The following is a 22,552-nucleotide window of genomic DNA, read 5'->3' as shown; positions in this document are numbered from 1 at the left end:
CTGGCTGGTCGGTGTATTCCGGGAAACTGCTGAAGTCCTTTTCTGCTTGAGCCGGGTGCGGATGCGCCCGATTTGACACGGTAATTCAGTGGTGCCCGTCTGATTCCACTCGCGGGGGCTTGGCCGAACCCAAGGCCGGTCCTCCAAAAGACGAGACAGAGTGATGGACGGTATTATCCTGCAACAGCTGATCAACGGGCTGACCCTCGGGTCGGTCTACGGCCTGATCGCCATCGGTTACACCATGGTTTACGGCATCATCGGCATGATCAACTTCGCCCATGGCGAGGTGTACATGATCTCCGCCTACCTTGCCGCGATCACCCTGGCCATCCTGGCCTTCTTCGGACTCGAATCGTTCCCCCTGCTGATCCTCGGCACCTTGATCATCACGATCGTGGTGACCGGCGTTTACGGCTTCGTGATCGAGCGCATCGCCTACAAGCCCCTGCGCAACTCCACCCGCCTGGCGCCCCTGATCTCCGCCATCGGCATGTCGCTGATCCTGCAGAACTACGTACAGCTCAGCCAGGGTGCCCGCCAGCAGGGCGTGCCCACCCTGCTCGACGGTGCACTGAAGTTCCATGTGGGTGAAGGCTTCGTGCAGCTCACCTACACCAAGGTGTTCATCCTGGTGGCGGCCTTCCTGGGCATGGCGGTGCTGACCTACATCATTCAGCACACCAAGCTCGGCCGCATGTGCCGCGCCACCCAGCAGGACCGCAAGATGGCTTCGATCCTCGGCATCAACACCGACCGGGTCATCTCCTACGTGTTCGTCATCGGCGCCGCCATGGCCGCGCTGGCCGGCGTGCTGATCACCATGAACTACGGCACCTTCGACTTCTATGCCGGCTTCGTCATCGGCATCAAGGCCTTCACCGCAGCGGTGCTTGGCGGCATCGGCTCGCTGCCCGGCGCCATGCTCGGCGGCATCATCCTCGGCATCGCCGAGGCGCAGTTCTCCGGCATGGTCAACACCGACTACAAGGACGTCTTCAGCTTCTCGCTGCTGGTATTGATCCTGATCTTCCGTCCCCAGGGCCTGCTGGGCCGTCCGCACGTCGCGAAGGTGTAACCATGACTTCCGCCATCGCCAGGAAACCCCTGGATATCAAGCAGAGCCTGATCGACGCCGTGGTTGCCGGTCTGCTCGCCCTCATCGTCTTCGGCCCCATCATGGGCGTGGTGCTGGACGGCTACGGCTTCAACCTGGAATTCGGCCGCGTGGGTTGGGTGATCGCCATCGTCATGACCGGTCGCTTCGCCCTGAGCCTCTACATGCAGACCGCGGGCGGCGAAGTGCTGATGCAGCGCTTCGAAACCCCCGGCTCCGGCGTACACGTACGTGCCCCCGACTACAAGAGCCGCCTGCGCTGGATCGTCCCGCTGATCGTGGTCGCCGCGGTGCTTTTCCCCTTCGTCGCCAGCAAGTACATGCTGACCGTGGTCATCCTCGGCCTGATCTACGTGCTGCTGGGGCTGGGGCTGAACATCGTGGTCGGCCTCGCCGGCCTGCTGGACCTCGGCTACGTGGCCTTCTACGCCATCGGTGCCTATGGCCTGGCGCTCGGCTACGAGCACCTGGGGCTGGGCTTCTGGAGCGTGCTGCCGCTGTCTGCCCTGATGGCCGCCCTGGCCGGCGCATTGCTGGGCTTCCCGGTGCTGCGCATGCACGGCGACTACCTGGCCATCGTCACCCTGGGCTTTGGTGAAATCATTCGCCTGATCCTCAACAACTGGCTCGATTTCACCGGTGGTCCCAACGGCATGTCGGTGCCTTCGCCCACCTTCTTCGGGCTGGAGTTCGGCCGTCGGGCGAAGGATGGCGGGGTGCCCTTCCATGAGTTCTTCGGTGTTGCCTACAACCCCAACCTGAAGTTCCTGTTCATCTACGTGGTGCTCTTCCTCACCGTGCTGCTGGTGCTCTATATCAAGCACCGCCTGACCCGCATGCCCGTGGGGCGCGCGTGGGAAGCCCTGCGGGAAGATGAAATCGCCTGCCGCGCCATGGGCCTGAACCACGTGCTGGTGAAACTTTCCGCGTTCATGCTGGGTGCCTCCACCGCCGGTCTGGCCGGGGTGTTCTTCGCCAGCTACCAGGGCTTCGTGAACCCCTCGTCCTTCACCTTCTTCGAGTCGGCGCTGATCCTCGCCATCGTCGTGCTCGGGGGCATGGGCTCCACCGTCGGTGTGGTCATCGCCGCCTTCGTCCTGACCGTTGCGCCGGAACTGCTGCGCACGTTCGCCGACTATCGCGTGCTGCTGTTCGGCGTCCTCATGGTGCTGATGATGATCTGGCGGCCGCGCGGGTTGATTCGCATCAGCCGCGCCGGCTTCACCCCGCGTAAAGGAGTCGCCCCATGAGCAACGAATACATCCTCAGCGTCGAGCACCTGATGATGCACTTCGGTGGCATCAAGGCGCTCAACGACGTCAGCCTGAAGATCAAGCGCGGTTCCATCTCCGCGCTGATTGGCCCCAACGGCGCCGGGAAGACCACGGTGTTCAACTGCCTGACCGGTTTCTACAAGGCCACCGGCGGGCGCATTCACCTCAACACCCGTGGCAGCACCACCGACGTGATCAAGATATTGGGCGAACCCTTCCAGCCCACCGATTTCTTCAACCCGGCGCAATTCGCCAACCGCTTGCACTACAAGATGTTCGGCGGCACCCACCTGGTGAACCGCGCAGGGCTCGCGCGCACCTTCCAGAACATCCGCCTGTTCCGGGAAATGTCCGTGGTGGAGAACCTGCTGGTGGCCCAGCACATGTGGGTCAACCGCAACCTGCTGGCCGGCGTGTTCAACACCCCGGGCTTCCGCCGCGCCGAGGAGGACGCGCTCAACCACGCGTTCTACTGGCTGGAAGTGGTGGACCTGGTGGACTGTGCCAACCGCCTGGCCGGTGAGCTTTCCTACGGCCAGCAGCGCCGCCTTGAGATCGCCCGCGCCATGTGCACCCGGCCGCAGCTGATCTGCCTCGACGAACCGGCCGCCGGCCTCAACCCGGCCGAGACCGAGGCGCTCAGCCGGATCATCCGCAAGCTGCGCGACGAACACGACCAGACCGTACTGCTGATCGAACACGACATGGGCATGGTGATGAGCATTTCCGACCACATCGTGGTGCTGGACCACGGCGAAGTGATCGCCGAGGGCGGCCCCCACGACATCCGCCACGATCCGAAGGTGATCGCCGCGTATCTCGGCGCCGAAGAGGAGGAAGTGGCATGAGCACACCCCTCCTGGAGTTCAAGGACGTCGACGTCTTCTACGGGCCCATCCAGGCCCTGAGGAAGGTCAGCCTGCACATCAACGAAGGTGAGACGGTCAGCCTGATCGGCGCCAACGGCGCGGGCAAGTCCACCCTGCTGATGTCCATCTTCGGCCAGCCCCGCGCAGCCAACGGAGCGATCGTCTATCGCGGCACCGACATCACCCACAAGTCGGCGCACTACGTGGCCTCCAACGGCGTCGCCCAGTCGCCCGAAGGCCGCCGCGTGTTCCCCGACATGAGCGTGGAAGAGAACCTGTTGATGGGCACCATCCCCATCGGCATGGACCACGCGAGTGAGGACATGGAGCGCATGTTCGACCTCTTCCCGCGCCTCAAGGAGCGGCGCAACCAGCGCGCGATGACCATGTCCGGCGGCGAGCAGCAGATGCTCGCCATCGCCCGCGCCCTGATGAGCCGCCCCAAGCTGCTGTTGCTGGATGAACCCTCGCTGGGCCTCGCGCCCATCGTGGTCAAGCAGATCTTCCAGACCCTGCGGGAACTGGCCCAGACCGGCATGACCATCTTCCTCGTGGAGCAGAACGCCAACCATGCGCTGCGCCTCTCCGACCGCGCCTACGTGATGGTCACCGGCGAAATCCGCATGAGCGGCTCCGGCGAGGAACTGCTGGGCAACCAGGACGTCCGCAACGCCTACCTCGGCGGGCACTGACCCGCCGTCTCCACCTTCTCCCCGAGCGTCTTCCCTCTCCCTTCCGGGAGAGGGAAGACGGCTCTGCGCGAGATCCTGTCAAGGAGACTTCCATGCACTCCCTGAGTTTCTTCACCAACGCCGATGTCGCTGCGGCGCTGGGTTATCCACAACTGATCGAGGCTCTGCGCCAGGGCCTGGCCACCCCGGCCGATGCGCCGGTGCGCGCCTCCCACGCCCTGCCACACGATGCTTCGCTCCTGTGCATGCCGGTCTGGCAGCAGGGGCAGGGCGTCGGCGTGAAGCTGGTCACCGTGTTCCCCCACAACGGCGAGAAGGGACTGCCTTCGGTCGCCGCGCTGTTCACCCTGTTCGACGACGCCACCGGCCAGCCCCGTGCGGTACTGGAGGCTTCCGAACTCACCGCCCGCCGTACCGCCTGTACGTCGGCCCTGGCCGCGAGTGCGCTGGCACGGCAGGACGCCAGCCGGCTGCTGGTGGTGGGGACCGGCACCCTGGCGGCGCACATGGTCCGCGCCCACAGCGTGGTACGTGAATACCAGCGTGTGGATATCTGGGGCCGCCACCCGGACAAGACCGCCGAACTGGTGCGCCAGCTCGCCGCCGAAGGCTATCCGGTGCACGTGGCGCCCGACTTGCAGACCTGCGCCCAGCAGGCCGACTGCATCAGCTGCGTCACCACCTCCACCTCGCCGCTGATCCTCGGCGACTGGCTGCGTCCGGGCACCCATCTGGACCTGGTGGGCGCCTTCCTGCCCACCATGCGGGAAACCGACAGCGCCGCCGTGGCCCGCTCGCGCATTGTCGTCGACACCCGCGCTGGCGCCCTGGAAGAGGCCGGCGACCTGCTCCTGGCCATCGCCGAAGGTGCCATCACAGAACAGAACATCCACTTCGAACTGGCCGACCTGCTCCATGGCCGTGGGCATCGCCAGGGCGACAGCGAGATCACCCTGTTCAAGTCCGTGGGCTATGCCCTGGAGGACCTGATCGCCGCAAAATTGTTGTTGTCCAACGCGGGGTAGCACGCCTTGTTGGCGTGAATCACATCGTCTGGATGAAGCAACGGAGCCGACTTGTAGGGTGCGCTGCGCGCACCAGCGGTTGGACCTGGCCCCAGAAGCGGTGCGCATGGCGCACCCTACGATGGGAGCGTGCTGCAAAGGCGGATTCGTACTCATGTACGAATCCGCCTTTGCAGGTTCTCAGAACTCCTCTTCCTCCACGACGAAGGGCAGCTTCGCCGCCAGCACCTCCACCCGCTCGATTTGCGGCGGTGTGCTCAAGAGTTCACCGGCTCGCTCCAGCAAGGTCGCTGCCACCTTCCCAGCCAGGTGCGCCTGGAGCCCGACGTCGCCGCCGAAGGCGTCGAAGATGCCGAAGGTGTGCGGGCCCATTCGCAGCGCGAACCAGACGATGGTATCGGGCTCTTCCTGTACCAGTGGCAGGCCGGAGCGGAGGAAGTCCTCCACCTCGGCGACTTTGCCTGGCTTGGATTCCAGGCGTACCAGCAAGGCGACTTTGACCATGGCCCGATCTCCTCTATGGGTAGCCAGGGAAGTCTAGGACCGTGGGGAAAAGGGGCTGGCCCGCTTGTCCGATGAGAGATATCCACAACGGCGGACCTTTGCCGTAGGGGGGAATGTATTCACCCCCCCACGACGAACCGCAGGCCGCGATGTGCCCACATTCTCTGTGCAGCAGTCTGTGGATAAGTTGGTGGCACCTGCCTCCAGAGCACGGTTTTCGCGGCGCCGAGCGGTCCGCTCAAATACTGATCAATCCACATTTATCCCGCGAGAACAGTGGCTTACTCCATCCATCCACCGCCACGCTTCTGGCCCCGAGTTTTCCCCGTCCGCTGTGTGGAAAACTGTGGATAAGCTTGGGAATAAAGGCTGCGCCCCAGTCGTGGCGGGGCTTTCATCGGCATGATGAAATTTTCGCCAGTGGGCTGGCCTTGTGGATGACGTAACCTATGGCGGTCAATTCGCAGAGGGGCCGCGCCCCGGAGCAAGGAGAACAGCATGACTTCCACCCTTTTCATCACCGGTGCCACCTCGGGATTCGGCGAAGCCTGCGCCCGGCGCTTCGCCCAGGCCGGCTGGTCGCTGGTGCTGACCGGCCGCCGCGCCGCACGCTTGCAGGCGATCAAGGATGAACTCTCGGCCCTGACCGATGTGCACACCCTGGAGCTGGACGTGCGTGATCGCAAAGCCATGGAAGCCGCCATCGAGGGCCTGCCGGCGAAGTTCGACAAGATCCGCGGGCTGATCAACAACGCCGGCCTGGCCCTGGGGGCCGACCCGGCGCCCAAGTGCAACCTGGATGATTGGGACACCATGGTCGACACCAACATCAAGGGCCTGATGTACAGCACCCGCCTGCTGCTGCCACGATTGATCGCCCACGGCCGGGGCGCCAGCATCGTCAACCTGGGGTCGGTGGCGGGCAACTGGCCCTATCCCGGCAGCCACGTGTACGGCGCCACCAAGGCCTTCGTCGGCCAGTTCTCCCTGAGCCTGCGCAACGACCTGGTGGGCACCGGCGTGCGTGTCTCCAACATCGAACCGGGCCTGTGCGAGAGCGAGTTCTCCCTGGTGCGCTTCGGTGGCGACCAGGCGAAGTACGACGCCACTTACGCGGGCGCCGAACCGATCCAGCCGGAAGACATCGCCGAAACCATCTTCTGGATCATGAACCAGCCGGCCCACATCAACATCAACAGCCTGGAACTGATGCCGGTGAGCCAGACCTGGGCCGGTTTCGCTATCGATCGTTCAGCGAAGTGATGCGCGTGGAGCGCCCGAGCAACTGCAGGGCGCGATCCGGGTAGTCGGTGATCAGGCCCTTGGCGCCCATGTCCAGCAGATGGCGCATGGCCGGCTGCTCGTTGATGGTCCACATCTGCACCGCCAGCCCGCGCTGCAGCGCGGTCTGCATGAGGTCCTCGCTGGCCACTTGCAGGCCGCCGCTGCGTTCGGGGATCTGCAGGGCCTGGTACGTCGGGCTGACCAGGCGGCCCAGGCCGATCCAGTTCAGCGCCACCAGCAGCCGCACCGACGTCGGCCCGGCCGAAGTGGCGACCCCCGGGCAGACTTCGCGGAAGCGTTTCAGGCTGCGCTCGTAGAAGCTCCCCACCAGAACCCGATCGAGCTGGTCGTGCTCCTCCAGCAGGGCGCAGAGCTGCTCCTCCATGCCCACATCGGGCACCTTGATCTCGACCACCTTGGGCTGTTCCGGGAAGCGTTCCAGCACCTCGGCGAACCTGGGGATGCGAATGCGCTGGCCACGGTAGGGATGGCTCTCGCCGCCATCGGCCGTCCAGCGGTAACCGGCATCCAGCGCCTGCACCTCGGCCAGCGTCAGCCCGGCCACTTCACCGCTGCCATCGGTGGTGCGATCCACTCGCGCGTCGTGGAGCACCACCAGTTCGCCATCGCGGGTACGGCGTATGTCCATTTCCAGCATGTCCACCTTGAGCGCGGCGGCGCGTTCGAAGGCGAACAGGGTGTTTTCCGGCCAGAGGCCGCGGCCGCCACGGTGGGCGATCACCAGGGGCTGGTCGCCGAAGCCGGCGAGCACCTTGGGGCGCTCCGCCGGTTGGCTGGTCAAGGCCACCGCCAGCAGGGTGACTGCAATGAGAAAGAGGGGCGCGAGAAAGAAACGGGCGAGACGCTTCATGTTGTTCTTATCCGTAGGGTGTGGACGTGCGTGCCGAATCAAACGCGGGGACTATGACAAAGACGTGACGGAGGGGCGAGGGGGAGTGCGCGGAGTTGGGAGATGGGGCAGATCTTGTGGGGGCGAATGAATTCGCCCCCACAGGAAAGTGCTGGCTGGCGATCAACCCGCCAGCAGCCAGACCCCGGCACCGGCCGAGGCGCCACCGGCGATGCGCACCAGTGGGGCGGCGGCTTGCGGCAGGGCGCGGACCAGGCTGTAACCCGCTGCATGCAGGGCGGCGGTGGCGGCGACGAAGCCGGCGGCGTAGCCCCAGGGGCTGGCCAGCTCCGGCAACTCCAGGCCGTGGGCGAGGCCATGGGCCAGGGCGAACAGGGCGGTCAGGCCCATGGCCAGCCACAGCGGTGGGCGCACGGCCACGGTCACCAGCAGGCCGAGGGCGAGCACCGATCCGGCGATGCCGGTTTCCATCAGCGGCATCTGCAGCCCGACGAACCCGGCGAGGCCGCCCAGCAACAGGGTGCCGAGGAAGGTCAGCGGCAACGCCCAGCGGGCGGCGCCCCGCTGCTGCGCGGCCCAGAGGCCGACGGCGAGCATGGCCAGCAGGTGATCGAGGCCGGTGACCGGATGGGCCATGCCGGCCATCAGTCCGGAGTGGTCATGGCCGGCATGGGCGAAAGCCAGGGCCGGGGTGACGAACAGGGCGATGGCGACGAGGGACTTGCGCAGGTTCATGGTACGGCTCCTTGAAGGTAAATCCTGTCGTGGGGGCTGGTCAGGCGGTCAGCAAGCCCTGCTTCTCGATGAAGTCGATGATCTCGTCGAGGCCCTGGCCGACCTTCTGGTTGCTGAACACGAAGGGGCGCTCGCCACGCATCTTGCGGGCGTCGCGCTCCATGACCTCCAGGGAGGCGCCGACCATGGGTGCCAGGTCCACCTTGTTGATCACCAGCAGGTCCGACTTGCAGATGCCGGGCCCGCCCTTGCGCGGCAGCTTGTCGCCAGCGGAGACATCGATCACGTAGAGGGTCAGGTCGGAGAGTTCCGGGCTGAAGGTGGCGGACAGGTTGTCGCCGCCGGATTCGACCAGGATCAGGTCCAGGCCGGGGAAGCGGCGGTTGAGCTGATCCACCGCCTCCAGGTTGATCGACGCGTCTTCGCGGATGGCGGTGTGGGGACAGCCGCCGGTCTCGACACCGATGATGCGCTCCGGCGCCAGGGCTTCGTTGCGCACCAGGAACTGGGCGTCTTCCTGGGTGTAGATATCGTTGGTCACCACCGCCAGGTTGTAGCGCTCGCGCAGGGCGCGGCAGAGGGCCAGGGTCAGGGCGGTCTTGCCGGAACCGACCGGGCCGCCGATGCCGACGCGCAGGGGTTGGCTGTTCATGTGCTGTGCATCTCCTAGGAACGGAACAGACGGCTGTACTGGCGCTCGTGCGCCATGCTCGCCAGGGCCAGGCCGAATGCGGCGCTGCCCCAGCGGGCCGGGGGGAGTTCGCGGGCCGCGTGCCGTGCCTGCTCCAGGCAGGGCAGCAGGGCAGAGGTCAGCCTCTGGGCGGCCTGCTGACCCAGCGGAAGGGTTTTCATCAGCACCGCCAGTTGGTTCTCCAGCCAGCCCCAGAGCCAGGCGGCAAGGGCGTCCTGCGGGGCGATGGACCAGGCGCGCGCGGCCAGTGCCCAGGCCACCGCGAGGCTGGGTTCGCTCAGTGTGGAGAGGAAGGCGCGGGCGGCCTCGTCCTGCTCGGGCAGGTCATCCAGCAGCTGCTGCAGGGAATAGCCCATCTGCCGGCTTTCCAGCCGCAGCTCGCGGGTTTCGCGGCTGGCGCGATGGCGCTCGGCGAGGGTTTTCAGTTCGCTCCAGTCGTCGCGCGCCGCGGCTTCGCAATGGGCCAGCAGCAGGGGCGCCTCGAAACGCGCCAGGTTCAGCAGCAGCTGATCGCTGATCCAGCGCGCGGCGCTGTCCGGGCCATGCACCAGCCCGCTGTCCACCGCCAGTTCCAGCCCCTGGGAGTAGCTGTAGCCGCCAATGGGCAACTGGGGACTGGCGAGCCGGAGCAGCTGCCACGCCTTGTTCACGTGCGTCCACCGAACTGATGCAGGCGCGGGGCGTAGCTGAAGTCCGCCTCGAGCTGGTGGGAGTGGTGGTGGCCGCCGCCGTAGGCGCCCTGCTCGGGCTGGAAGCCGGCCTCGATGCTTTCCACTTTGGCGCCCAGCTGTTCGAGCATGGCTTTCAGCACATAGTCATCCAGCAGGCGCAGCCAGCCGTCGCCGATCTGCACGGCCACGTGGCGGTTGCCCAGGTGATAGGCGGCGCGGGTGAGTTCGCAGGCATTGGCGCAGGTGACGTGGAGCAGCGCCTCCGGACGGGCGCAGACGCGCACCACGCGGCCGTCCTGGCTGCGCAGGCAATCGCCGTCACAGAGGGGCGGCTGGCCCCGTTGGAGGAACAGGCCGACGTCCTCGCCCTTCACCGTGAAGCAGCGCAGGCGGCTCTTGCTGCGTGCCTCATAGGTCAGCAGCAGCTCTTCGTCCCAGGTCGGCTGGGCTTCGATTCGTTCGTGGATGACCAGCATCGCGTGATTCCGGCAGGAAGTAATGCCGGGTGCAGAGCAAGGCCCTTGCCAAGATGGCCGGGCGCCTGATCCCGCGGGCTGGCGTGCAGGCGTGCCTATGCGCGGGGCGTGTGGATGGTCCGTAGTGGTGCGTGGCGCACCAGGCGGGTGCGAGGGGCCTGGCGGGGCGGTCAGCTTTCCGGCTTGCCAGGGCCCAGCCAGCATTTGCCGCCGATCATGATGAAGCGCAGTTGCTGGGTGATCTTGGCGGCGGGCAGCAGGTGCGGCGGCAGGTTATCCGCCGGCGGATCGATCAGTTCGGGCAGGGTGGCGAACACCGTCTTCACCACCAGGTCGGTCACAAGGTCCAGCCCGTCGTCGTCCAGCTGCGGCATGCGGTTGATCAGCTTGAGATCGGCGGCCAGATCGTCGGTGATGCGCTGGCGCAGGGCACCGATGGCCTGGCGCACCGGCTGGGAGCCGCCGTATTGCTCGCGGGCGAGGAAGAGGAACTGGCCACGGTTGGCGGCCACGGCGTCGAGGAAGATGCGCACCGAGGCCTCGATGATGCCGCCCAGCTCGAACTCGTTGTGGCGTACCACGCGGATGGTGGCGCGGAAGGTTTCGCCCACTTCCTCCACCAGGGCCAGGCCTAGCTGGTCCATGTCGGTGAAGTGCCGATAGAAGCCGGTGGGGACGATGCCGGCGGTGCGTGCCACTTCCCGCAGGCTCAGGCTGCCGAAGCCGCGGCCGCTGTCCATCAGGAGGCGCGCGGCATCCATCAGTGCATGGCGGGTCTGCTGCTTCTGTTCCGAGCGTGGGGTCATGGGGCGCGGCCGTTGGCGAGTGTGCGGCGCACTCTAACAAAAGGAGAGGCAGCGTCCAGCCCGCCCGTTCTTCCTCCCCCCAAAAAGACTGAAGGCGCCACAGGTGGCGCCTTCTGCCGTTAGAGGGGTCGCATACATCGTGATTGCCTGCCTCTGATTGGCCTCTGGGATCAACCGATGCGGTTGGCGCTGGTGCGGTCGGCGCCACCTTCGGCTACGTCGAAGGCCTTGGTGCGGTCGGAACCGCTTTCAGCGACGCGGACGCCATGGGTGCGATCGGAACCGCTCTCAGCGACACGGTCCAGAACCATGAAGTCGCCTTCGGCAACGCGGAGGCCATTGGTGCGATCAGAACCGCTTTCGGCAACGCGGAGGCCATTGGTGCGATCAGAACCGCTTTCGGCAACGCGGAGGCCATTGGTGCGATCAGAACCGCTTTCGGCAACACGGACGCCGTTGGTGCGATCAGAACCGCTTTCGGCAACGCGGACTCCATTGGTGCGGTCGGAACCGCTTTCGGCGACACGGATGCCGTTGGTGCGATCGGAACCACTTTCAGCGACGCGGTCCAGAACCATGAAGCTGCCATCGGCGGCAACCGGGTCGATGACCTGGATGTGGCTGGTGTCTTTCGATTCGCCCAGCACCGGCTGCGGGTCGGACGGCAGGGCGAAGGCAGTGCTGGTCAGGGTGGCGAAGAACAGGGCGGCGAAGGCTTGGGTTTTCATGATCTGGGCTCCTCGTGGGGGGCTGGAAACTGGGTACGGAGCCAATCTTACGGATGGGGCGTCGATTAAAAAGTGAACAGACGCGATAGAGAACATCGACGCCGTTAATGGTCCATGGACCCCTTTACAATCAAGGTCTTGCGCTTATCCTCCAGTCATCTTCCGGGGTTTCGGCCAACCGCATTCGACGGTTGGACTGAGTATCCCGGCCAATCAGCGGGTCGATAAGGCAAGGACATCAGGGCGCACCGGAAGGGGCTGCCGTGGGCAAAGGGGAGAAGTGCATGACACGAGGTCTACGCATCCTGACCAGGACGTTGCTGGCGCTGGTGCTGTTGCTGGCGGCCCTGCTGGCGCTGGTGGCGACCTTCGACTGGAATCGTATCCGGCCGGCGCTCAACGAGCGGGTTTCCGCCGAGCTGGGGCGGCCCTTCGCCATCGAGGGGGAGCTGAGCGTGATCTGGCAGCGCGAAGTCGGGGAGGGTGGCTGGCGGGCGCTGGTGCCCTGGCCCCATTTCGTGGCTGAGCAACTGCGCCTGGGCAATCCCGAGTGGGCCAAGGGCGGGGATTTCGTCAGCCTGCAGCGGGTGGAGTTCCGCATCGCGCCGCTGCCCCTGCTCTGGCAGCAACTGAGCATCCCGCGTATCGACCTGAGCGGCCCCCAGGCCAGCGTCCGGCGGCTGGAGGACGGTCGCAACAACTGGACCTTCGAACTGCCCGCCAAACCGGAAGGCGAGGAGGCCTCCGGCTGGACCCTCGATATCGGCACCATCGGTTTCGACAAGGGACGCATCCAGGTGGACGATGCCCAGACCCGCACGCGCCTCGACATCCTGGTCGACCCGCTCGGCAAGCCCATCCCCTTCAGCGAACTGCTCCCGGCCAAGGGCCTCAGGCCGGCCACCGCCAGCGCCCAGGACTACGCCTTCGGCTGGCAGGCCAAGGGCAGCTACCGGGGCCAGCCGCTGAATGGCAGCGGCAAGGTGGGCGGGCTGCTGGCCTTGCAGAACGCCGACCTGCCCTTTCCCCTGCAGGCGGACATCCGGGCCGGCGACACGCGCATCGTCCTGCTGGGCACCCTGACGGATCCCCGCGCGCTGGGCGCCCTGGACTTGCGGCTGCAGCTGTCCGGCAAGAGCCTGGCGCAACTCTACCCGCTGACCGGCGTCACCCTGCCGGAAACCCCGGCCTATTCCACCGACGGCCGGCTGGTGGCCAAGCTGCGGGAGCCAAGCGGTGCGGAGTTCCGTTACCAGGGGTTCAACGGCCACATCGGCGGCAGCGATATCCATGGTGACCTCACCTACGTCGCCAGCCAGCCCCGGCCCAAGCTGTCCGGCACCTTGACCTCGGAGCAGCTGCGTTTCGCCGATCTGGCGCCGCTGATCGGCGCAGACTCCCAGGCGGGCCAGAAGGCCCGTGGCGTTGCCAGCCGCCAACCAGCGGACAAGGTGCTGCCGGTGGAAGAATTCCGCACCGAGCGCTGGCGGGTGATGGACGCCGATGTGAACTTTGCCGGCAAGCGCATCCAGCACAGCGAGAAACTGCCCTTCACCGACCTATCGACCCATGTCGTGCTGGAAGATGGCGTGCTCAGCCTGGAGCCCCTGCGCTTTGGCGTGGCTGGCGGCAACCTGGACGCCACTGTCCGGCTCGATGGCCGTCGCGCCCCGCTTGCCGGCAAGGCGCGGCTGCAGGCGCAGCACTTCAAGCTCAAGGAGCTGTTCCCTAACGTCCAGTCGATGCGCAGCAGCCTGGGCGAGCTGAACGGCACGGCGGAACTGTCCGGCACCGGCAACTCGGTGGCAGCGCTGCTGGGTACGGCCAACGGCGACCTGCAGATGCTGGTCAATGACGGCACCATCAGCCGCAACCTGATGGAGATCGCCGGGCTCAATGTGGGCAACTACGTGGTGGGGCGGCTGTTCGGTGACGAGGAAGTGAAGATCAACTGCGCGGTGGCGGACATGGGGCTGAAATCCGGCCTGATGACCCCGCGTCTGTTCGTCTTCGATACCGAGAATGCCTTGGTGCGGGTGGACGGCAGTGCGAACTTCCGCAACGAACGGCTGGACCTCAGCGTCAATCCGGAATCAAAGGGGATGCGGGTGTTCTCGCTGCGTTCGCCGCTCTACGTGCGTGGGACCTTCAAGAAGCCCCAGGCCGGGGTGCAGACGGTACCGCTGGTGGTGCGCGGCGCGGGCATGGTGGCCCTTGGAGTGGCGGTAGCGCCGGCTGCGGCGCTGCTGGCACTGGTGGCGCCAGCGGCGGGCGGCGAGGAAGGCAATACCTGCGCGCCGTTGCTGAGCCAGATGCGCAAGCGCTAGGTGTGGTTCAGAGCTGGTCGCGCTCCACCAGCTCGCGCTGGCCGCAGGTCATGAAGCCCTTGTGGCGCACCCGGCCAGTGCTGTCGAAGCTGATGTGGTAGGGCTGCTGGTGGCCTTCTTCATTGAGGATGTAGTTGTTGCAGGAACCCGGATGCACACTGCGCTGGACAACGGAGGAGGGGCGGCCGCCGATGATCAGCACCTGCTGACGGCTCATGCCGGGCTCGACTTCCTTCACCAGGGGCTGGTTGCGAAAGGTGATGTAATCCGTTGGATTCTCGATCTTGCTGGCGCAGCCCGCCATTGATGCCAGGGCACAAGCCATGACAAGCGCTTGCTTGTACATCATGGGTCCTCGTGGGTTAACGCAGTTGAAATACAGCGCTTGGAACATCGGAAGGTGGGGAGAGTTCGCCCGAGAGCGCCAGGATGTGAACCAGGCGATGGACGGCATTGCGCCAGCAGCTGGCGAAATGCCTGGCTGAAGGGCTGAAAACCGCGCCGCACGGGCCTTTCAGCCGATGTGTCGATGAGCCACCAGGGCGACGCTCTGTTCATTCCATGTTGACCGCCCGGTCACTGCCCCACTCAGTAACCGCCGCCTCCGCCGATCTGGCGTTTCTCGGCCTTTTCGCGCTCGACCTGTTCCCGCTGCTCACAGGTCATGAAGCCTTGTTCCTCGACCCGGCCACTGCCGTCGAAGCTGACGTGATAGGCCTGCTGGTGCCCGTCCTTGTTGAGGACGTAGTTGTTGCAGACGCCTTTGCTGACGACTCGGCGAACGGAGGAAGACGGTGGGCCGCCGATGGTTCGCACCTGCTGCTCGGTCATGCCTTCTTCCACCTGTTTGACCAGGGGCTCGTCGCGGTAGGTGTAGTAGTCCGTGGGGTTCTCGTATTTGCTGGCGCATCCGGCCATTGCGGTCAGCGCACAGGCCAGCATCAACCCATGTTTGCTCATGGCGCGTATTCCCTGACTGACGCGGGCTCACCCGCGATGGAGTTGAGCCTAGTCCGCCGGGAACGCCCGACCGCCGGGGCCGGGCCGGTTTACCGATGAACGGTCAGCCGTAACGCTTTTTCGCCTCGATGGCCAGGCCGCTGCCGATGCTGCCGAACAGGTTGCCTTCCACCTGGCGGGCGTTGGGCAGCATGGCCGCCACGCTCTGGCGCAGCGCCGGGATGCCGCTGGAGCCACCGGTGAAGAACAGGGTGTCGACCTGGTCGGCGCTGACGCCAGCCTGGGTCAGCAGCGCGTCGACGCTGGCGCGGATGCGTACCAGCAGGTCGTCGATGGCGCCTTCGAACAGCGGGCGGGTCAGGTCCACGGCCAGGCCCGGCTCGACGCGCGCCAGGTCGATGCGGCGGCTCTCGGTTTCGGTCAGGGCGATCTTGCTGTCTTCCACCTGGATCGCCAGCCAGTGGCCGGCGCGCTGCTCGATCAGGCTGAACAGGCGGTCGATGCCGGTGGTGTCGACGATGTCGTAGCGCATGTTCTTCAGGGCCAGCTGGGACTTCTGCGCGTAGACCGCGTTGATGGTGTGCCAGGTGGCCAGGTTCAGGTGGTAGCTGGTGGGCATCAGCGCGTCGCTCTTCATCCGGCTGCCGTAGCCGAACAGCGGCATCACGCCCTGCAGGCTGAGCTGCTTGTCGAAGTCGGTACCGCCGATGTGCACGCCGCCGGTGGCGAGGATGTCGTCCTGGCGCTCGGCTATTTCACGGCGCTGGGGCGAGAGGCGCACCAGGGAGAAGTCCGAGGTACCGCCGCCGATGTCGACGATCAGCACCAGTTCCTCGCGCTGGATTTCCCGCTCGTAGTCGAAGGCGGCCGCGATGGGTTCGTACTGGAAGGAGACGTCCTTGAAACCGAGCTTCTTTGCCACCGCCACCAGGGTGTTCTGGGCTTCCTGGTCGGCCTCGGCATCGTCGTCGACGAAGAACACCGGGCGGCCCAGCACCACTTGCTCGAACTCACGGCCAGCGGTGGCTTCGGCGCGCTGCTTGAGCTGGCCGATGAACAGGCCCAGCAGGTCCTTGAAGGGCAGGGCGCTGCCCAGCACCGTGGTCTCGCTCTTGAGCAGCGGCGAGCCCAGCAGGCTCTTCAGCGAGCGCATCAGGCGGCCTTCGTAGCCCTCCAGGTACTCGTGCAGGGCCTGGCGGCCATAGGCCGGGCGGCGTTCCTCGGTGTTGAAGAAGACCACCGAGGGCAGGGTGAACTTGTCGTCCTCCAGGGCGATCAGCGGCTCCACATCCGGGCGCCACCAGCCGACGGTGGAGTTGGAGGTACCGAAGTCGATGCCCAGGGCCTGGGCGGGGAGGACGTTGCTCATGTCGCGGGTGTTCCGAAAAAAACGGCCGCGCAGTGTACGTGAGGACGACGAGGTTGTCCGGCGCAGTTCGTCGCGGTGGCTAGGCCACTTTGTCCACCAGACGTACCTGAATCCCACGCAAAGGCCAGCCCTCAAAGTCGGTGGCAACTTGTAGCCTGACCAAGGGCCGGACCAGGCGCAGGCGCCTTTTAGCGGACTGAAAGACTGATCCGTTAGAATGGGCGCAGTCTGACAATGGAAAAACGGGGGCGCCGGCGCCAGAGTTGTGGAGCCGGCTCGATCCTGACCCCCCTCTGAACTTTTGGTGCCCCTATGCGTAGAGCTTCTCATCACGAGTTGCGCACGGCTTTCCGTGCGTTGCTGGATTCGGATTCCTGCTTCCACACCGCCTCGGTGTTCGACCCCATGTCCGCCCGCATCGCCGCCGACCTCGGCTTCGAGGTGGGCATTCTCGGCGGTTCGGTGGCCTCCCTGCAGGTACTCGCCGCGCCCGATTTCGCCCTGATCACCCTCAGCGAATTCGTCGAGCAGGCCACCCGCATCGGCCGCGTTTCCCGCCTGCCGGTGATCGCCGACGCCGACCACGGTTACGGCAACGCCCTCAACGTGATGCGCACCGTGGTCGAACTGGAGCGCGCCGGCATCGCCGCCCTGACCATCGAGGACACCCTGCTGCCAGCCCAGTTCGGCCGCAAGTCCACCGACCTGATCCCGGTGGAAGAGGGCGTCGGCAAGATCCGCGCGGCCCTGGAAGCGCGCGTCGATCCGGACCTCGCCATCATCGCCCGCACCAATGCCGGGGTGCTGGCGGTGGACGAAGTGATCAAGCGCACCAAGGCCTACCAGGCCGCCGGCGCCGACGGCATCTGCATGGTCGGCGTGGCGGACTTCGAGCATCTGGAAAAGATCGCCGAGCACCTGAGCATCCCGTTGATGCTGGTGACCTACGGCAACCCCAAGCTGCGCGACAACGAGCGCCTCGCCCGCCTCGGCGTGCGCATCGTGGTCAACGGCCACGCCGCCTACTTCGCCGCCATCAAGGCCACCTACGACTGCCTGCGCGACCAGCGCCAGGTCGCCACCGGCGAGGAACTCACCGCCACCGAGCTGACCCACAAGTACACCCTGCCCGAGGAGTACATCGTCTGGGCCGAGGAGTTCATGGACGTCAAGGAATAAGTCCACCGCGACATCCGCTTGTCGCCTGCCGACCCCCACCCTTGCAAAAGCGCTGACCATCACCCCATATCGGTTCCATGGGTTCCGAACCGATCAGGAGGTCAGCATGGCAAGCGGTTGGGCCGGCGACGGCGCCGTCCAGGAACAGATCGACAGCACCATCGAAGACGCGATCCAGCGTGCGCGCAGCCAGTTGCCGAAAGGCGAAAGCCTGACGCACTGCGAAGAATGCGACGCCTCTATTCCCGAAGCCCGCCGCAAGGCCATCCCCGGCGTGCGCCTGTGCGTCAATTGCCAGGCCGAGCATGACAAGGAAAACGCCGCCTTCACCGGGTACAACCGGCGGGGGAGCAAGGACAGTCAGTTGCGATAGGTCGGACCAACCTGCATCCCACGCGCTCTGTGTGACGTCAGAACAGGAAATACCGCTGCGCCATCGGCAGCACGTCCGCCGGTTCGCACCAGAGCAGTTGGCCGTCGGCCTTCACGTGGTAGTTCTGCGGATCGACCTCGATGGACGGGGTGTAGCCGTTGTGGATCAGGTCCTTTTTCTGTACGTCGCGGCAGCCCTTTACCACACCGATCCGCTTCTTCAGCCCCAAGCGTTCCGGCACGCCGGCGTCGAACGCCGCCTGGCTGATGAAGGTGATGCTGGTGGCGTGGCAGCTGCCGGCGTAGCTGGCGAACATCGGCCGGTAGTGCACCGGCTGCGGGGTGGGGATCGAGGCGTTGGCGTCGCCCATCAGGCTGGCGGCGATGGCTCCGCCCTTCAGGATCAGGCTCGGTTTCACCCCGAAGAAGGCCGGACGCCAGAGCACCAGGTCGGCCCACTTGCCCACTTCCACCGAGCCCACCTCATGGCTGATGCCGTGGGTGATGGCCGGGTTGATGGTGTACTTGGCGATGTAGCGTCTGGCGCGGAAGTTGTCGTTGCCCGGGGTGTCCTCGGGTAGGGCGCCGCGTTGCTTCTTCATCTTGTCGGCGCTCTGCCAGGTGCGGGTGATGACTTCGCCCACGCGGCCCATGGCCTGGCTGTCGGAGCTGATCATGCTGAAGGCGCCGAGGTCGTGGAGGATGTCTTCGGCGGCGATGGTCTCGCGGCGGATACGGCTTTCGGCGAAGGCCACGTCCTCGGCGATGCTTGGGTCCAGGTGGTGGCAGACCATGAGCATGTCCAGGTGCTCGTCGATGGTGTTGCGGGTGAAGGGGCGCGTCGGGTTGGTGGAGCTGGGTAGCACGTTGGCCAAGCCGCAGGCCTTGATGATGTCCGGGGCGTGGCCGCCGCCGGCGCCTTCGGTGTGGTAGGTGTGGATGGTGCGGCCCTTGAAGGCGCCCAGGGTGGTCTCGACGAAGCCGGATTCGTTCAGGGTGTCAGTGTGGATGGCCACCTGCACGTCGTACTGATCGGCGACCGACAGGCAGTTGTCGATGGCCGCCGGGGTGGTGCCCCAGTCCTCGTGGAGCTTGAGGCCAATGGCGCCGGCCTTCACCTGTTCGATCAGCGGTTCGGGCAGCGAGGCGTTGCCCTTGCCGGTGAAGCCGATGTTCATCGGGAAGGCATCGGCGGCCTGGAGCATGCGCGCCATGTGCCACGGCCCCGAGGTGCAGGTGGTGGCGTTGGTGCCGGTGGCCGGGCCCGTGCCACCGCCGATCATGGTGGTGACGCCGCTCATGAGCGCCTCTTCGATCTGCTGCGGGCAGATGAAGTGGATGTGGGTGTCGATGCCGCCGGCGGTGAGGATCATGCCTTCGCCTGCGATCACTTCGGTGCTGGCGCCGACGGCGATGCTGACGTCAGGCTGGATGTCCGGGTTGCCGGCCTTGCCGATGGCTTTGATGCGCCCGTCCTTGAGACCGACGTCGGCCTTGACCACGCCCCAGTGGTCGAGGATCAGCGCGTTGGTGATCAGGGTGTCGACCACATCGACCGCCAGCAGCTGGCCCTGGCCCATGCCGTCACGGATCACCTTGCCACCGCCGAACTTCACTTCTTCGCCATAGGTGGTGAAGTCCTTCTCCACTTCTATCCACAGGTCGGTGTCGGCCAGGCGCACCTTGTCGCCGACGGTGGGGCCGAACATGTCGGCGTAGGCTTGGCGGGAAATCTTCATCGCTTCCGGTCCTTCCGTAGGGTGGACAACGCTTTTTTGTCCACCGGCAGACTTGAACGGTGGAAAAGCCTTCGGCGTTTCCACCCTGCGCAAACTGGGGGCTACAGGTCGCCCATCACCTGGCCGGTAAAGCCGAACACGCGGCGCAGGCCGGCCAGCTCCACCAGCTCGACCTCGCGGCTCTGGCCGGGCTCGAAGCGCACGGCGGTGCCGGCCGGGATGTTCAGGCGCATGCCCCGCGCGCTGTCGCGGTCGAAGGCCAGCGCACCGTTGGTTTCGAAGAAGTGGTAGTGGGAGCCGACCTGGATCGGGCGGTCGCCGGTGTTGGCCACGGAAAGGGTCAAGGTGCGGCGGCCGGCATTGAGTTCGATCTCGCCGTCCTGAATCTGGTATTCGCCGGGGATCATCGATTCACTCCAGGATCAGTTGCATGAAGGTCAGGTCGAGCCAGCGGCCGAACTTGCGGCCCACCTGGGGCATCTGCCCGGTGGTGACGAAGCCGAGGCGCTCGTGCAGGCGGATGGACGCGGTGTTCTCGGATTCGATGGCGGCGACCATCACGTGCAAGCTGGCCTGGCGGGCACGCTCGATCAGCGCCTGCATCAGCGCAGGGCCCAGGCCCTGGCCGCGCTGGTCGCCGCGCACGTAGACCGAGTGCTCCACGGTGTGGCGGAAGCCCTCGATGGTCCGCCAGGTGCCGTAGCTGGCGTAGCCGAGCACCTCGCCGGCATCGTTCACCGCCACCAGTACCGGGAAGCCGGCGGCATTGCGTTCGGCCAGCCAGGTGCGGCGATTGGCCAGGTCCACCAGGGTTTCGTTCCAGATCGCGGTGGTGTGCTCCACCGCCTCGTTGTAGATGGCGAGGATGCCGGGCAGGTCAGCCTCGCCGGCATCGCGAATCACAAGACTCATGGCGTGCCTCAGGCGATGGGTTGGTGGACGGTTACGAGTTTCGTGCCATCGGGGAAGGTGGCCTCGATCTGGATCTCCGGGATCATCTCCGGCACGCCTTCCATCACCTGGTCGCGGGAGAGCAGGGTGGTGCCGTAGTGCATCAGTTCGGCAACGCTCCGGCCATCGCGGGCGCCCTCCAGCAGAGCGGCGGAGATCAAGGCCACGGCTTCCGGATAGTTGAGCTTCAGGCCACGGGCCAGGCGCCGTTCGGCCACCAGGCCGGCGGTGAAGATCAGCAGTTTGTCTTTCTCGCGGGGCGACAAGTCCATCTCAGGTACTCCAGATTCTCGGGGGCAAGGCCTTGCGGCCGAGCAAGGCCGGGCGCAACAGGCGCCAGAGGTCGATCAGCCAGGCGCGGGCTTGCAGCGCCTCAAGGGCGAGGCAGCGGGCCACCAGCAGGCCGGGCAATTGGGTCAGGTCGCCGCGCACTGTGCCTGAAGGGGGGCAGGGCCGTTCGCGGCAGCGTTCGAGCAGGTCGGCGTCAATCTCGCCGGTGGCGATCAGGGTGGCGAACACCGGCTGCCCGGCGAGGCCGATGGGCGAGTCCAGCAGGCGGTCGTCGCCTTCGATGCGCTGGCGCTCGTGCCAGATCAGCGTGCCGTCGCGGCGGATATCCAGCTGTGCCTGGAAGTGGCCGTCGCAAAAGCGCTCGCCGGCAGCCGGGCGGCCGAGGGCGACCATGTCCCAGTAGAACAGCCGGGCGTCGCCGGCCAGCTCGATGTGGGTCGCCAGTTCGGCGCGGGCACCGGAAAAGACGATGGCTTCCTGGGGCAGCCATTCCAGAGTGGCGCCGGCCTCTACGCTGAGCACGACTTCCTGGATAGCCGGGCTGGCGGCGCGGTACCACTTGGCCGCGCCGGGGCTGGTGAGCTGGGCCCAGGCGCCCTCGCCGACCCGTGCGCAAATGTCCAGGCGATCACCGCCGGCAATGCCGCCGGGCGGGTGGACGATGATGTGCTGGCACACCTGCGGGCCTTCGGCGTGCAGGTGTTTCTGCACCCGCAGCGGACCCCGGTGGCGCCGTTGCACCGGGCGTGTGGTGACGCCATCCAGCGCATAGGCCAGTTCCAGCTCGGCGTGCCAGCTGGGGGTGAAGAGGGCGGTGTCGGCAGGTGCGTTCATGGACCGTTCTTGTCAGGTGGGTTAGCCGCGCGGTGCTGTTGGTTCGCGCGATTCTAGATGGTCACCAGGCCGCGCACGCCCTCGGCTTCCATGTTTTCCCCGCGCCCCTGCTGGATGATCTCGCCCCGGCTCATCACCAGGTACTGGTCGGCCAATTCGGCGGCGAAGTCGTAGAACTGCTCCACCAGCAGAATGGCCATGTCGCCGCGCCCCGCCAGTTTGCCGATGACGGCGCCGATTTCCTTTATCACCGACGGCTGGATGCCTTCGGTGGGCTCGTCGAGGATCAACAGGCGCGGCTGGCTGGCCAGGGCGCGGCCGATGGCGAGCTGTTGCTGCTGGCCGCCGGAGAGGTCGCCGCCCCGGCGGTGCTTCATGTCCCGCAGCACCGGGAAGAGTTCGTAGATGGATTCGGGCACCGTCCTGGCGTCCTTCGCGGGAAAGCGTGACAGCCCCATCAGCAGGTTCTCCTCCACCGTCAGGCGCGGGAAGATCTCGCGGCCCTGGGGCACATAGGCGATGCCGGCGTGTACCCGCTGGTGCGGCTTGAAACCGGTGATGGCGCGGCCTTCCCAGCTCACCGTGCCTTCCCTGGCCGGGGTCAGGCCCATCAGGCATTTGAGCAGGGTGGTCTTGCCCACACCGTTGCGCCCGAGCAGGCAGGTGACTTCGCCCACCTTCGCCTCGAAGGACAGGCCGCGGAGGATATGGCTGCCGCCGTAGTACTGGTGAAGCTTGTCGACTGTCAGCATGTCGATGTCCTCTGCGTAGGGTGGATCGCTCTTCA

At 66.0% G+C, this 22,552-nt stretch carries 26 protein-coding genes; 9 read left to right on the top strand and 17 right to left on the bottom strand.

From position 1 onward, the window contains the following. Positions 1-163 precede the first annotated feature (163 nt). The 5 genes from TQ98_RS24085 to TQ98_RS24065 all read left to right on the top strand — a co-directional run bounded on the left by TQ98_RS24085 (position 164) and on the right by TQ98_RS24065 (position 4,977). Positions 164-1,078, top strand: coding sequence for a branched-chain amino acid ABC transporter permease (locus TQ98_RS24085; protein WP_044873859.1), 915 nt, complete (start codon positions 164-166; stop codon positions 1,076-1,078). Between the two features lie 2 nt (positions 1,079-1,080). Continuing rightward, positions 1,081-2,367, top strand: coding sequence for a high-affinity branched-chain amino acid ABC transporter permease LivM (gene livM, locus TQ98_RS24080; protein WP_044873860.1), 1,287 nt, complete (start codon positions 1,081-1,083; stop codon positions 2,365-2,367). Further along, on the top strand, positions 2,364-3,239 hold the full coding sequence (locus TQ98_RS24075) for an ATP-binding cassette domain-containing protein (RefSeq protein ID WP_044873861.1): 876 nt from the start codon (positions 2,364-2,366) through the stop codon (positions 3,237-3,239). Before livM ends, TQ98_RS24075 begins: the two co-directional genes overlap by 4 nt. Further along, positions 3,236-3,952 (top strand): ABC transporter ATP-binding protein, encoded by a 717-nt coding sequence (locus TQ98_RS24070; RefSeq protein ID WP_044873862.1) that lies wholly within the window; start codon positions 3,236-3,238, stop codon positions 3,950-3,952. The genes TQ98_RS24075 and TQ98_RS24070 overlap by 4 nt, the downstream gene beginning before the upstream one ends. Positions 3,953-4,044: 92 nt before the next feature. Next, on the top strand, positions 4,045-4,977 hold the full coding sequence (locus TQ98_RS24065) for an ornithine cyclodeaminase family protein (RefSeq protein ID WP_044873863.1): 933 nt from the start codon (positions 4,045-4,047) through the stop codon (positions 4,975-4,977). A gap of 180 nt (positions 4,978-5,157) precedes the next feature. Here TQ98_RS24065 and TQ98_RS24060 read toward each other — a convergent pair whose 3' ends face one another. Further along, entirely contained in the window at positions 5,158-5,481 is a 324-nt protein-coding gene (locus tag TQ98_RS24060; RefSeq protein WP_044873864.1) for an antibiotic biosynthesis monooxygenase, read from the bottom strand. 498 nt (positions 5,482-5,979) lie between these two features. Here TQ98_RS24060 and TQ98_RS24055 point away from each other — a divergent pair, with 498 nt between their 5' ends. Beyond that, entirely contained in the window at positions 5,980-6,744 is a 765-nt protein-coding gene (locus TQ98_RS24055; RefSeq protein ID WP_044873865.1) for an SDR family oxidoreductase, read from the top strand. On the opposite strand, the gene TQ98_RS24050 is transcribed toward TQ98_RS24055, so the two are convergent. From TQ98_RS24050 to TQ98_RS24020, 7 genes are all read right to left on the bottom strand, one after another. Next, entirely contained in the window at positions 6,722-7,636 is a 915-nt protein-coding gene (locus TQ98_RS24050; RefSeq protein ID WP_044873866.1) for a glycerophosphodiester phosphodiesterase, read from the bottom strand. The genes TQ98_RS24055 and TQ98_RS24050 overlap by 23 nt on opposite strands. A 162-nt stretch (positions 7,637-7,798) precedes the next feature. After that, positions 7,799-8,371: a HupE/UreJ family protein gene (locus tag TQ98_RS24045; RefSeq protein WP_044873867.1), complete on the bottom strand. Its 573-nt coding sequence runs from the start codon at positions 8,369-8,371 to the stop codon at positions 7,799-7,801. Positions 8,372-8,411: 40 nt separating this feature from the next. Beyond that, a complete protein-coding gene (ureG, locus tag TQ98_RS24040) occupies positions 8,412-9,023 on the bottom strand; it encodes an urease accessory protein UreG (RefSeq protein WP_044873868.1) in 612 nt (203 codons plus the stop codon). 14 nt (positions 9,024-9,037) lie between these two features. Then, complete coding sequence (locus TQ98_RS24035) at positions 9,038-9,712, bottom strand: urease accessory UreF family protein (protein WP_103103077.1); 675 nt, start codon at positions 9,710-9,712, stop codon at positions 9,038-9,040. Further along, on the bottom strand, positions 9,709-10,209 hold the full coding sequence (gene ureE, locus TQ98_RS24030) for an urease accessory protein UreE (protein ID WP_044873871.1): 501 nt from the start codon (positions 10,207-10,209) through the stop codon (positions 9,709-9,711). The genes TQ98_RS24035 and ureE overlap by 4 nt, the downstream gene beginning before the upstream one ends. 170 nt (positions 10,210-10,379) lie before the next feature. Continuing rightward, the gene (locus TQ98_RS24025) at positions 10,380-11,015 is read right to left on the bottom strand and encodes a TetR family transcriptional regulator (RefSeq protein ID WP_044873872.1); all 636 of its coding nucleotides are present in this window, start codon (positions 11,013-11,015) and stop codon (positions 10,380-10,382) included. A 170-nt stretch (positions 11,016-11,185) separates the two neighbouring features. Continuing rightward, positions 11,186-11,743 carry a hypothetical protein gene (locus TQ98_RS24020; RefSeq protein WP_044873873.1) on the bottom strand — a complete coding sequence of 186 codons (558 nt, stop codon included), beginning with the start codon at positions 11,741-11,743 and terminating at the stop codon, positions 11,186-11,188. Positions 11,744-12,027: 284 nt separating this feature from the next. On the opposite strand from TQ98_RS24020, the gene TQ98_RS24015 reads away from it, so the two are divergent. After that, complete coding sequence (locus TQ98_RS24015; RefSeq protein ID WP_044873874.1) at positions 12,028-14,070, top strand: AsmA family protein; 2,043 nt, start codon at positions 12,028-12,030, stop codon at positions 14,068-14,070. A gap of 7 nt (positions 14,071-14,077) precedes the next feature. Here TQ98_RS24015 and osmE (TQ98_RS24010) read toward each other — a convergent pair whose 3' ends face one another. The 3 genes from osmE (TQ98_RS24010) to TQ98_RS24000 all read right to left on the bottom strand — a co-directional run bounded on the left by osmE (TQ98_RS24010) (position 14,078) and on the right by TQ98_RS24000 (position 16,399). After that, the gene (gene osmE / locus TQ98_RS24010) at positions 14,078-14,416 is read right to left on the bottom strand and encodes an osmotically-inducible lipoprotein OsmE (protein WP_044873875.1); all 339 of its coding nucleotides are present in this window, start codon (positions 14,414-14,416) and stop codon (positions 14,078-14,080) included. Between the two features lie 242 nt (positions 14,417-14,658). After that, positions 14,659-15,030, bottom strand: coding sequence for an osmotically-inducible lipoprotein OsmE (gene osmE, locus TQ98_RS24005; protein ID WP_044873876.1), 372 nt, complete (start codon positions 15,028-15,030; stop codon positions 14,659-14,661). 103 nt (positions 15,031-15,133) lie between these two features. Next, positions 15,134-16,399 carry an Hsp70 family protein gene (locus TQ98_RS24000; protein WP_044873877.1) on the bottom strand — a complete coding sequence of 422 codons (1,266 nt, stop codon included), beginning with the start codon at positions 16,397-16,399 and terminating at the stop codon, positions 15,134-15,136. Positions 16,400-16,711: 312 nt separating this feature from the next. Here TQ98_RS24000 and TQ98_RS23995 point away from each other — a divergent pair, with 312 nt between their 5' ends. Continuing rightward, entirely contained in the window at positions 16,712-17,578 is an 867-nt protein-coding gene (locus tag TQ98_RS23995) for an oxaloacetate decarboxylase (protein ID WP_044873878.1), read from the top strand. A gap of 106 nt (positions 17,579-17,684) precedes the next feature. Next, complete coding sequence (locus tag TQ98_RS23990) at positions 17,685-17,951, top strand: DksA/TraR family C4-type zinc finger protein (RefSeq protein ID WP_044873879.1); 267 nt, start codon at positions 17,685-17,687, stop codon at positions 17,949-17,951. Between the two features lie 37 nt (positions 17,952-17,988). Here TQ98_RS23990 and ureC read toward each other — a convergent pair whose 3' ends face one another. The 6 genes from ureC to urtE form a co-directional block, all read right to left on the bottom strand. Further along, a complete protein-coding gene (ureC, locus tag TQ98_RS23985; protein ID WP_044873880.1) occupies positions 17,989-19,689 on the bottom strand; it encodes an urease subunit alpha in 1,701 nt (566 codons plus the stop codon). A 101-nt stretch (positions 19,690-19,790) separates the two neighbouring features. Then, positions 19,791-20,096, bottom strand: coding sequence for an urease subunit beta (locus tag TQ98_RS23980; protein WP_044873881.1), 306 nt, complete (start codon positions 20,094-20,096; stop codon positions 19,791-19,793). A gap of 4 nt (positions 20,097-20,100) precedes the next feature. Continuing rightward, positions 20,101-20,601 carry a GNAT family N-acetyltransferase gene (locus TQ98_RS23975; protein WP_044873882.1) on the bottom strand — a complete coding sequence of 167 codons (501 nt, stop codon included), beginning with the start codon at positions 20,599-20,601 and terminating at the stop codon, positions 20,101-20,103. Positions 20,602-20,609: 8 nt separating this feature from the next. After that, a complete protein-coding gene (ureA, locus tag TQ98_RS23970) occupies positions 20,610-20,912 on the bottom strand; it encodes an urease subunit gamma (RefSeq protein ID WP_044873883.1) in 303 nt (100 codons plus the stop codon). A gap of 1 nt (position 20,913) precedes the next feature. Continuing rightward, the gene (locus TQ98_RS23965) at positions 20,914-21,765 is read right to left on the bottom strand and encodes an urease accessory protein UreD (protein WP_044873884.1); all 852 of its coding nucleotides are present in this window, start codon (positions 21,763-21,765) and stop codon (positions 20,914-20,916) included. Positions 21,766-21,818: 53 nt separating this feature from the next. Beyond that, positions 21,819-22,517 carry an urea ABC transporter ATP-binding subunit UrtE gene (gene urtE, locus TQ98_RS23960; protein WP_044873885.1) on the bottom strand — a complete coding sequence of 233 codons (699 nt, stop codon included), beginning with the start codon at positions 22,515-22,517 and terminating at the stop codon, positions 21,819-21,821. Between the last annotated feature and the right edge of the window lie 35 nt (positions 22,518-22,552).

The sequence above is a fragment of the Pseudomonas sp. LFM046 genome (assembly GCF_000949385.2).
Taxonomy (GTDB): Bacteria; Pseudomonadota; Gammaproteobacteria; order Pseudomonadales; family Pseudomonadaceae; genus Metapseudomonas.
Note: the sequence above shows the minus strand (reverse complement) of the source record. Positions and strands in the feature narration are given on the sequence as shown.

What these genes read in the sequence shown, in the direction of transcription:
- TQ98_RS24085 (WP_044873859.1), top strand. Translation starts at nt 164, where the DNA reads ATGGACGGTATTATCCTGCAACAGCTGATCAACGGGCTGACCCTCGGG.
- livM (WP_044873860.1), top strand. Translation starts at nt 1,081, where the DNA reads ATGACTTCCGCCATCGCCAGGAAACCCCTGGATATCAAGCAGAGCCTG.
- TQ98_RS24075 (WP_044873861.1), top strand. Translation starts at nt 2,364, where the DNA reads ATGAGCAACGAATACATCCTCAGCGTCGAGCACCTGATGATGCACTTC.
- TQ98_RS24070 (WP_044873862.1), top strand. Translation starts at nt 3,236, where the DNA reads ATGAGCACACCCCTCCTGGAGTTCAAGGACGTCGACGTCTTCTACGGG.
- TQ98_RS24065 (WP_044873863.1), top strand. Translation starts at nt 4,045, where the DNA reads ATGCACTCCCTGAGTTTCTTCACCAACGCCGATGTCGCTGCGGCGCTG.
- TQ98_RS24060 (WP_044873864.1), bottom strand. Translation starts at nt 5,481, where the DNA reads ATGGTCAAAGTCGCCTTGCTGGTACGCCTGGAATCCAAGCCAGGCAAA.
- TQ98_RS24055 (WP_044873865.1), top strand. Translation starts at nt 5,980, where the DNA reads ATGACTTCCACCCTTTTCATCACCGGTGCCACCTCGGGATTCGGCGAA.
- TQ98_RS24050 (WP_044873866.1), bottom strand. Translation starts at nt 7,636, where the DNA reads ATGAAGCGTCTCGCCCGTTTCTTTCTCGCGCCCCTCTTTCTCATTGCA.
- TQ98_RS24045 (WP_044873867.1), bottom strand. Translation starts at nt 8,371, where the DNA reads ATGAACCTGCGCAAGTCCCTCGTCGCCATCGCCCTGTTCGTCACCCCG.
- ureG (WP_044873868.1), bottom strand. Translation starts at nt 9,023, where the DNA reads ATGAACAGCCAACCCCTGCGCGTCGGCATCGGCGGCCCGGTCGGTTCC.
- ureE (WP_044873871.1), bottom strand. Translation starts at nt 10,209, where the DNA reads ATGCTGGTCATCCACGAACGAATCGAAGCCCAGCCGACCTGGGACGAA.
- TQ98_RS24025 (WP_044873872.1), bottom strand. Translation starts at nt 11,015, where the DNA reads ATGACCCCACGCTCGGAACAGAAGCAGCAGACCCGCCATGCACTGATG.
- TQ98_RS24020 (WP_044873873.1), bottom strand. Translation starts at nt 11,743, where the DNA reads ATGAAAACCCAAGCCTTCGCCGCCCTGTTCTTCGCCACCCTGACCAGC.
- TQ98_RS24015 (WP_044873874.1), top strand. Translation starts at nt 12,028, where the DNA reads ATGACACGAGGTCTACGCATCCTGACCAGGACGTTGCTGGCGCTGGTG.
- osmE (WP_044873875.1), bottom strand. Translation starts at nt 14,416, where the DNA reads ATGTACAAGCAAGCGCTTGTCATGGCTTGTGCCCTGGCATCAATGGCG.
- osmE (WP_044873876.1), bottom strand. Translation starts at nt 15,030, where the DNA reads ATGAGCAAACATGGGTTGATGCTGGCCTGTGCGCTGACCGCAATGGCC.
- TQ98_RS24000 (WP_044873877.1), bottom strand. Translation starts at nt 16,399, where the DNA reads ATGAGCAACGTCCTCCCCGCCCAGGCCCTGGGCATCGACTTCGGTACC.
- TQ98_RS23995 (WP_044873878.1), top strand. Translation starts at nt 16,712, where the DNA reads ATGCGTAGAGCTTCTCATCACGAGTTGCGCACGGCTTTCCGTGCGTTG.
- TQ98_RS23990 (WP_044873879.1), top strand. Translation starts at nt 17,685, where the DNA reads ATGGCAAGCGGTTGGGCCGGCGACGGCGCCGTCCAGGAACAGATCGAC.
- ureC (WP_044873880.1), bottom strand. Translation starts at nt 19,689, where the DNA reads ATGAAGATTTCCCGCCAAGCCTACGCCGACATGTTCGGCCCCACCGTC.
- TQ98_RS23980 (WP_044873881.1), bottom strand. Translation starts at nt 20,096, where the DNA reads ATGATCCCCGGCGAATACCAGATTCAGGACGGCGAGATCGAACTCAAT.
- TQ98_RS23975 (WP_044873882.1), bottom strand. Translation starts at nt 20,601, where the DNA reads ATGAGTCTTGTGATTCGCGATGCCGGCGAGGCTGACCTGCCCGGCATC.
- ureA (WP_044873883.1), bottom strand. Translation starts at nt 20,912, where the DNA reads ATGGACTTGTCGCCCCGCGAGAAAGACAAACTGCTGATCTTCACCGCC.
- TQ98_RS23965 (WP_044873884.1), bottom strand. Translation starts at nt 21,765, where the DNA reads ATGAACGCACCTGCCGACACCGCCCTCTTCACCCCCAGCTGGCACGCC.
- urtE (WP_044873885.1), bottom strand. Translation starts at nt 22,517, where the DNA reads ATGCTGACAGTCGACAAGCTTCACCAGTACTACGGCGGCAGCCATATC.